3 protein-coding genes are annotated in these 2,815 nt (G+C 59.4%); all 3 read left to right on the forward strand.

What is annotated here, in order from left to right; genetic code table 11:
* Nucleotides 1-193 precede the first annotated feature (193 nt).
* Complete coding sequence (locus ACF8AM_RS19985; protein WP_392557341.1) at nt 194-751, forward strand: hypothetical protein; 558 nt, start codon at nt 194-196, stop codon at nt 749-751.
* A gap of 261 nt (nt 752-1,012) precedes the next feature.
* The gene (locus ACF8AM_RS19990) at nt 1,013-1,879 is read left to right on the forward strand and encodes a sugar phosphate isomerase/epimerase family protein (protein ID WP_392557343.1); all 867 of its coding nucleotides are present in this window, start codon (nt 1,013-1,015) and stop codon (nt 1,877-1,879) included.
* 5 nt (nt 1,880-1,884) lie between these two features.
* The coding region (locus ACF8AM_RS19995; RefSeq protein ID WP_392557342.1) for a bile acid:sodium symporter family protein at nt 1,885-2,815 on the forward strand (931 nt) is incomplete at its 3' end.

Genomic DNA, 2,815 nt, shown 5'->3' on the forward strand with positions numbered 1-2,815 from the left:
GGGTGGAACTGGGTCGCGCTGACGTGTGACTATGGCGGCGAGTTTTTTGCTGCCGTGCGTCGAGGTAACATGATCGCGACCCAGTTCCACCCTGAAAAGAGCCAGGGAGACGGCCTGCGGTTGGTGCAGCGTTTCGCAACCTCACCGGTCGAAGTCGCCTGAGTCATTTGTCTATCAACCTGGAACGCAAACCATGAATCCATCCATTTCAACGCCACCTGCTCACGAATTGCAAACCGGCAACGGGAGTCTGCAAGTTCGGTTTGAGTGGCAGCAGGATCGCTACGCTCATGTCGTCCGCTGGCAGTCCGAATCGGGTGAAGTGCTAGAAGCTCACAGCGAAGAAGGTTCGTCCGAAGAGGATTGGCCGGCGTCGCCTGCGCTTCAGCAGTTGTCAACTGAAACCATCGAAGGAGTGCCAACGATTCTGGGAGTCGGCTGTGCGGGCAGCAGTCACTTCAGTGTCAGCGTGCAAGTGTTGGAAACAGAGGGCTCCGCGGAGGACGGCAAAGCGTCTTCCGTCGTTCGGTTTGATTGGGCCGTTCGGATGACGGCCGCGGATGCGAAGGAGCACCCGGACGCCGATCTCGGGACCAAGTACACGTCTGAGAAAATGCTGGCCAGTGCGGTTCGTGGACAGACACAAGTGGTTCGGGAAACCGAGTTGATGGGCGGCGTCCGATTTGTGCCGGACTCATCCGCTGGCGGTCGAACGCGGCAGTGGAGTTACGACCTGCTGGCAGCGACTTAGGATAACCGGGCGGCTCGCGCCGCTCCGCTAGGAGCGAACGCAAATCAACCGTCCGTTCGGTCTTCATTTGAAATACACTGTGGGTTTTCATCCCCCAGAAAGCTTTTTTTGATGTCGAACACCATTCCACGTCGCCAAGCGTTGTTGGCGGCCACCACCGTCGGGGCACTGCCCGCCTCGCAACTTTTCGCGTCCGACTCACCCGCGATGCTGGCGACGACGAACTCGTTGGCAGATGAAATTCCAACGCCTCCTCTGGCGATGAACACCAGCACGCTTCGAGGTCATGAACTGACCGTGCCACAACAAATCGAGGTCGTTGCCAAAGCTGGGTTTGATGGCATCGAACCGTGGATTCGCGATCTGCGGAGCTTTGTCGACGGCGGCGGCAGCGTTTCTGATCTCAAGAAACAGCTCGACGATGCGGGTCTGAAGGTCGTCGGTGCGATCGGATTCGCTCGTTGGATCGTCGATGATCCAGCGGCTCGCCAAGCCGGTTTGGATGAAGCCAAACGCGACATGGAATTGGTCGCTTCGCTGGGTGGCAAGCAGATGGCAGCACCACCGATTGGAGTTCATCGAAGGGAAGAACTCGGCGAAGCGGGGGCACCGTCACTGGAGACGATCGGCCAACGTTATCGGGCCATCTTGGAACTTGGCGACACGATGGGGGTGACGCCGTTGTTGGAACTGTGGGGCTTCTCTCCGGTGCTGCATCGCCTGGCGGAGTTGGCATACGTTTCCACTGCCGCCGCTCATCCTTCCGCGGCTGTACTACCGGATTTCTATCACATCTACAAAGGCGGCAATGAGATGTCGTCGCTGGGCATGATCGAGGCCTCACGCATGCCGCTGTTCCACATCAACGACTATCCCGCTCAGCCCGGCATCGATGTGATCGCCGACAAAGATCGCGTGTACCCGGGCGATGGAGTGTGTGACTTGGTCGGCACCATTTCCATGTTGCTTCGCAACGGATTTGTCGGCACGTTTTCGCTGGAGTTGTTCAATCCGAGTTATTGGAAGTTGCCTGCAGACAAGGTCTCTGCGGAAGGTTGCCAGAAATCGCGTGACGTGATCGCGAAAGCGGTCGAAGCAGCCCAGCAAGCCTCGGCCGCGCAGGCTTGATCCGTATGAGACCGATTTTTGCCTGGGGACGACGGCACGGGTTTCTTCTGACGTTGGCGGTCTTGTTCGCGATTGGATTCACCGCCGCTGACTATCTTCGACCGGTGGCGGAGCAGGATTGGCTTCGCAGTGCGGTAGTGTTCGCCGTGATGTGGGCCTCGGGCATGACGTTGCCTTTGCGATCGGTGACCGATGCGGTGCGGCGGCCCGTGGCGGTGTTGACCTCGGTCGGCCTGAGCACGTTGGCGGTTCCGCTGGCTGCATGGTGGACCGCAGGATGGATCGCACCTGAATGGAGGTTGTCGTTCTACGTGGCGTCGTTGGTGCCCTGCACGCTCGCGTCGGCGATGGTGTGGACACGCCGCGCCGGGGGGGATGATTCAATCCCGATGCTGACCACGGTGGTGACCAACCTCGCGTGTGTCGGTGTGATTCCACTGGGATGGTGGTTGGTTTCAGACACCGAAGCGGTGGCGGAGCTCACTCGTGGTTTGCAGTCGGTTGCTGGATCAACTTTGGGGACCGACGCAGAGTCCGCCGCAACGAGTGGCCGGACGTTGGCCGATCAGGCGATTAAATTGGGATTGGTGGTGGTGGCACCGTTGACGTTGGCCCAGTGCATGCGGCATTGGGGATGGTCCGAGTGGGCAGACCGTACCAAGCCGACTTTGTCTTGGACTGCTCAGGGCGGCATCCTCAGCATGGTGTTGTTCGGTGCCGTGACCACCGCTGACAAGCTGGTTTCGATCACGGAGGAAGACGGTGTGGCAGTGTTTGCTCAACTGATTGCCGCCGCATCGGTGATCCACTTGGTGTGCTTGGTGATTGGGATCCTGTTCACCCGTTGGATCCTGGGTCGGGGGCGCAAGACACAAATCGCGGTAGGGTTCTCGGCCAGTCAGAAAACGCTCGCGATTGGGTTGCAAGCGTCCATGG

It is taken from the genome of Rhodopirellula sp. JB055, from assembly GCF_043100905.1.
In the GTDB taxonomy this organism is placed as follows: domain Bacteria; phylum Planctomycetota; class Planctomycetia; order Pirellulales; family Pirellulaceae; genus Rhodopirellula.